Genomic DNA, 6,000 nt, shown 5'->3' on the forward strand with positions numbered 1-6,000 from the left:
AAGATGCTCACAAAAAAAGGGCGTGTTAATCGCCACACTGCCGCTTTTTTGCGCGCCTAAAATTTGATCAGCCTCTAATCTTCTTGCAGAGATTGGCAAGGCCCCCTGCTTTTCTTACCCGTCGCGCAACAACCTCGACTGCGAAATTTCAGCCATACCACTGCTGTGCGACAGCGGTCGATTCCGTATTTCCATATCGACACCCAATACCCGGGGGCAATTTAAACCAGGCGGGATTGCCAGTCGCCCGGCTATCTCGCGGTGGTTAGTTGCACTAGAGAGGTACACAATGGAATGTAAAAGTTGGCGCAGAAGGTTACTAAAGACACCACCACTACTCCTTATTTCTACAGCGTTAGCACTCAGCAGCAACGCATTCGGACAGGGCCGAGGGTCCGACAACGCCCATTTAGGGCAAGACCATGCACTCAAGTTGTTGGGCAAGCATGTTTTCTTCGACAAAAGCCTGTCGCGGTCCGGCGAAATGGGATGTGTAAGCTGCCATGAGCCATTTGCCGGCGGCACCAATGGTGACTCGACGATAAACTTTCGACAGGTAACGGTCACCAGTGCGAATGGGGTCGACCTCGGGCGACGAAAACCGCAGACAAACACGTATGCCAGCTTCAATGGCCCGTTCGAAGAATGCAATCGCGGTGGCCCCAGCGCCATTGCCGGCAATGGAGGGAAACAATACTGCGGTGGCAATTTCTGGGATGGGCGCGCACTTGGGCGACCGAGAACCGAAGACGAATCCCTACTCGACCTGATTCTCGGTGCCGCACCGCATATCGGCGAGGAAATTTTTTACGATATCGAGAGCCCACGGGTACTGCGGTATAAAAAATACATCAGTTCCATTTCAGACCAGGCAATCAATCCCATCCCCAATGTCGCCGAGCAGGATATGTCGCGGTTCGACGTATGCCAGACAGTAGCCTCCTCCAGCTATGCCTTTTTGTTCAAGAAGGCCTGGGGTGTTGACCTGGATTGCGATACAAACATCGCCACCGGTGGCGATACGTTTGTGGATATCACCTTCAAGCGCCTGATGTTTTCTGTGGGCGCTTACCAGCACTCCAAAGATATCAATTCCTTCTCATCCAAGCGCGACCTGGCGCTCCGTGCAGAGCTCGCCTGCATCGACAACACCCTCAAGGACTACAAGGATCCGGCGGTGTGCAAGATGGTACGGAACCTGCAAAAGAGCAACCCGGACAAGGAATTCGGCAAGTTCCCGCTGGTTCTGTTCACCGACGAGGAAAACCTCGGCCACGACCTTTTCTACAACTGGCGGTTCCCGTTCCCCGGTGGTCCGCGAGGTGCGCTGGCACGTGATGACCTGCCGGTGATGCAGTGCGCCTTCTGCCATAGCGATGAGCCCGACACCGATGACGGCTCCGAGTTGTTGCAGGTCTACTCCGATCGCGGCTATCACAATATTGGTACACCGCCCAACCCGGAAATTCCGACGGCGCCGGGAACCGACCTGGGCCTGACCGAGACTACCCTGAACAGCATTGGGCAAACGAACCTCCCCGGGTTCTTCCGCGCTCAAACCGTACGCAATACCGCCAAGGGCGCCAGTGAGAATTTCATCAAGGGCTACACGCACAACGGATACTTCAAGAGCCTGAAGAGTATCGTGCACTTCTATGTCACTCGTGACACCCTGGGCGATTCCTGCAATACCATGCTCGCCAACGGAGAGCTACTGGGCCCCAATGAAGAAGTTTTGCCCCCCGGAACGCCGCTTACCGAGGCCGTCGCGCTGGCAAACGACTGCTGGCCGGATCCGGAGTTTCCCCTGGGCGAGACCCCCGGGTTCCTGGTGGGCGCACTCGGCAGCCCGCAGCAACCGGTAACCGAAGCCCACGAGAATGCACTGGTGGCCTATATGGAAACCCTGAGCGATATGCATACCGCACAGCCGCCAGCGTTACTGCAATTTGGCGTGGTCAATCCGCTGGCCGCGGAACTGGGTGGCGGTGATCTTGGCACCATGATCTGCGATGAGGATGCCTCCAGTGATGACTGCGTCAGCCTTGAGGAAGCCATGAGCTTACTGGGCGAGGACTGGCACAGCCTGAATTGAAACCAATTGAAAATTGGGAGCGGTACGCAGTAGTGATAAAAAAGGGGCAAATGCCCCTTTTTTATTGCAGCCGCGGAATCGCCCCGCCCACATCAGCGTCCGTGCCCGGTCATTTCCAGATCGAGACCTTCAGACGGTATCTGTAGCTGCCAGACCACCGGCATCCACCCGAAACGACTACCGCGGTAATCCAATAGAGGCAATTCAAGCCCCATATCGCGGAATCACACCTGCTTGCATATAAAGTTTATTTTTAATAGCTTCTCACTGTAGCTATTAAAATCAAATCAGCTAAAGACTAAGCAGGGAAGCATGAAAAAATACATTATATACGTTAGTTCGATTTTTCTTTTCATTCCTCTTTCACTATTCGCTCAATCCAGTGAAGAGCGATTACCGATAATCGATATGCATTTGCACGCCCATCCACTCGGAGACATGCCCGCTCGCGAACCATTAACCGGTTTACTGGCCCCGGAAACCACAGAACAAGTTAAATTAGATAGCATCGCAGCACTCAAGAAAAACAATATTGTTTTAGCGGTAACCAGCGGCACAAAAGTCCATGAGTATGCAGCCCTCGCTCCAGATAGAATCATCAAAGGGTGCAGCTTTTTCGGCATGGAGAAAATTGCTGAGATTCGACAACTTATCAAAGAGAAGAAATGCGAGATCCTCTCCGAATCAGGGCCGCAATATGCGGGCTTCGCGCCAGATAACCCCAAGCTGGATCCGTATTTTTCACTGGCAGAAGAGCTTGATGTCCCCATTGGCCTGCATATGGGGCTAGGACCTCCCGGTGCTGCCTATATGGGCATGACCAAATACCGGATGAGCAATTCCAACCCACTACTGCTGGAAGATGTTTTGATAAAGCATCCGAAGCTGCGATTATATGTCGCCCACGCGGGCTGGCCCATGCTGGACGAGATGATTGGTCTGCTTTACGCGCACCCGCAGGTTTATGTCGATATCTCGGTGATTGACTGGGTGTTACCACAAAAAGAGTTCTATCACTATTTGAAAAGAATGGTGAACGCAGGCTTTGGAAAGCGCATCATGTATGGATCTGATCAAATGATTTGGCCAGACAGTATTGAGAAAAGTATCGCCGCAATCACTGAGGCCCCGTTTTTATCAGAATCAGAAAAAAGAGATATTTTATATAACAATGCCGCTCGTTTTTTACGCCTCGATGACAAAATAGTCCAGTAAACCGGCTTTATAGAAAGGGGGCTTGTCAGCCCCCGTACCCGGTCATCTCCAGATACCCTTCCCCTGTAACACTGCCACTGCCACTGACCGTTACCGGTCCCTCCCAATAGCGCAGATTCCCCGGATTCCAGTAATCACCGGGCCAGGATCGGATCTCCAGATTCAGCTCTGCTGAAGGTACTTGTAACTGCCACACCACAGGCACCTCCCCGAAACGGCTGTCGCGGTATTCCTGCGGTTGCAGAGTGAATTCATCAGTACTCAGTCTCCGGCTGGTGCCGTCTGCCGAAACCAGCGTGCCCGAATGGAAATCCTCCGCGCCACGCACGCGGAACAGCATCAGGTGACGGCCGTCCTGCAGGTGCAGGGCCATCCAGTCCCAGCCGTGCTGGTCCGGTTTCAGGTACTGACTGCTCCATTCCCGGTCGAACCAGCCCTGCCCGCTTACTGCAAACCTTTCACCGCCGATGACAACTTCACCACCGACGACGCGTAACGGGTAGCTGAAATACATCGAGCCACCGCCACCCGCAGACTTGGCGCTGAAGCCGCGCTCGCCGTTCAGCACAACAGGCAACTGTGGCTGTATCTGAAGGCGATAACTAAAATCGCTGTCATCTACGCTCAGCTCCCAGGTGCCGTCGTTGCGGCTTTCGAGCTGCCAGTGGTCGATCCAGGCACTGAACGGCTGTGCCGTTACTCCCGCCTGGCCGGTGCCGCCGCGGGCGGCGCGGTCCGAAAAGTGATGATCATCGGGGCGGCTGAGCGCGGCATGGGCGAGCCAGAGTTCGTTGCGCTGCCAGCCAGGCTCCTCACTTTCGAATGGACCCGGACGAATGCCGTTGCGGAACAGAGTCCACTGAACCCCAAAACGCTGGCCATCGGCACTTTTCAGGTTGGCGGTCAGATACCACCACTCGAGACGGTATTCCGGATGCGGCCCCATATCCTCCGGCAGGTTTACGGTCATCTCCGGCGCGGCCTGACGGAAGCCTTGGGGGGGATCGGTCAAGGCCGCAATCGAACTTCCCTCGTTCGAATCTTTTGCGCACGCCGCCAGCAACAGAAACATTATCAGCAGTAACCGCAGCCGGTTGATTCCCATATTACTCATTCTTCAGGGACTCCAGCCGCACGGGATTGCCCACCAGCACACCCACCAAGGCCCCGATCAGCAGACAGGCCAGCCACACCTGTAACCAGAAGCCGGGATAAAGATGCAGCGGCAGCGCCCAGCCAAAGGCCGCAGGGTTGAGTCTGGCCACCAGTACCCAGCCGAGAAAGATACCCATCGGCGTAGCCAGCAATGCGAGCAAACCGGTCACCAGCATACTGTGTACGATCAGCCGTCGGCGCAGGCTAGCTAGTGGTACACCGTACACATGCAGCAAGGTGTAACTGGCCTGCCGCAGGCGGAAAATCACCAGCCCCATCAGTGCCAGCGCCGTGCCCGCCAGTACCAGCGTCAGGGTGTTCAGCATGCGGGTCATCTGGAAAGTGCGATCAAAGGCGGCATTGGCGGCCTGCTTGAGCCCGGCCTGATCGCGCAGGCGGCTGCCCGCCAGCCAGGGATACTGTGCCGGCCAGTCCCGCCACGGAATACTGTTGAGCGCGCTCGTTCCCAGTACAAACGTCGTGTAGCGATCGGGGAGCACGTCTGGCAACGTTCCAATGGGCAACAACAGTTCACCTTCCGGCCTGCCGTAGTCGGCGTAGATACCGAGCACTTTGCGGGATAGAGATTCCGCGCCGAGGCGGAACGTCACCCGGTCACCGACGGTCAGTGACCGGCGTCGTGCCAGCTGCTCGTTGATCATCACGCCATCGCCCGCTGCCAGTGCCGACCAGTGTTCAGACACTGCATTGAGAAAAGGCCAGGCCCGGAGCAGCGGTGATGCCGGATCTACCGCCATCACATCCACGGCGAGCTCGCCAAGCACGCCGCGCCCGCGCACCATGGGCAATACGCTCTTCACCCCGGGCAGCGCCTGTAGTTTTGCGGTCAAGTCCTCCGTATCCACCGCCCGCCTGGGATCGAGATAGAGGTCTCCCTGCAGGCGCTGGTCGAGCCAGCGACCGAAAGTGGATTCAAAACCGGTGACCATCGCCTGCACACCAATGGCAGTGGCGATCGCAAAGGCCAGCGCGGTGAGAGGCAACTGCAACAGCCGGCACAATGCGCGCATTTCTGAGCAGGACCACTCCAGCAGTGGTTGCTGACAGTGACGTTCGGCCCGCGCCAGCAGCCAGTTCAGCAACTCGGGAAGCAACAGGCCGACACCGATCAGACAGCCCAGGGTGGAGAGGAATATCAGCCAGAGTTTCCCCGTCACCAGAAGAGCGACCACCGACACGCCCGCAACCAGCAGAGCCACCAGCCACTGCCACACTCTCCGATTGCGCCACGTTGCCACCGATGCCATCCCGCGCTGCGCCCGCCGCAACAGCAGTAAATCGGCGCAGGCCCAGGCCACCACCACCGCCAGAATCAGCACCATGCCGAGCCAGGTTTCCGCTGTCGGCGCACTTCCGGCCAGCGTATTCACGCTGAACAACCCCTGCAGCGTACCCCGGAACCCGTCTGCCATCGCCGCTGCCAGCTGTCCCCCCAGCCACATCCCCAGAGTGCCGCCCACCAGCGCCACCAAAAGTACTTCCGCAATGAGCGCCAGTCTCAGTCGCGTGGGCGG

4 protein-coding genes are annotated in these 6,000 nt (G+C 56.9%); 2 read left to right on the plus strand and 2 right to left on the minus strand.

What is annotated here, in order from left to right; all coding sequences use genetic code 11:
* Window positions 1-289: 289 nt before the first annotated feature.
* Both QZ511_RS09615 and QZ511_RS09620 read left to right on the plus strand, forming a co-directional pair.
* On the plus strand, window positions 290-2,095 hold the full coding sequence (locus QZ511_RS09615; protein ID WP_295802052.1) for a cytochrome-c peroxidase: 1,806 nt from the start codon (window positions 290-292) through the stop codon (window positions 2,093-2,095).
* A gap of 312 nt (window positions 2,096-2,407) precedes the next feature.
* Window positions 2,408-3,310 carry an amidohydrolase family protein gene (locus QZ511_RS09620; RefSeq protein ID WP_295802054.1) on the plus strand — a complete coding sequence of 301 codons (903 nt, stop codon included), beginning with the start codon at window positions 2,408-2,410 and terminating at the stop codon, window positions 3,308-3,310.
* A 25-nt stretch (window positions 3,311-3,335) separates the two neighbouring features.
* On the opposite strand, the gene QZ511_RS09625 is transcribed toward QZ511_RS09620, so the two are convergent.
* Entirely contained in the window at window positions 3,336-4,322 is a 987-nt protein-coding gene (locus QZ511_RS09625; RefSeq protein WP_295802055.1) for a lipocalin-like domain-containing protein, read from the minus strand.
* A gap of 94 nt (window positions 4,323-4,416) precedes the next feature.
* Window positions 4,417-6,000, minus strand: a 1,584-nt coding sequence (locus tag QZ511_RS09630) for an ABC transporter permease (protein ID WP_295802057.1), incomplete at its 5' end; no start/stop codon positions are given.

This window comes from uncultured Microbulbifer sp. (genome assembly GCF_913055755.1).
In the GTDB taxonomy this organism is placed as follows: Bacteria; Pseudomonadota; Gammaproteobacteria; order Pseudomonadales; family Cellvibrionaceae; genus Microbulbifer.

What these genes read in the sequence shown, in the direction of transcription:
- QZ511_RS09615 (WP_295802052.1), top strand. Translation starts at nt 290, where the DNA reads ATGGAATGTAAAAGTTGGCGCAGAAGGTTACTAAAGACACCACCACTA.
- QZ511_RS09620 (WP_295802054.1), top strand. Translation starts at nt 2,408, where the DNA reads ATGAAAAAATACATTATATACGTTAGTTCGATTTTTCTTTTCATTCCT.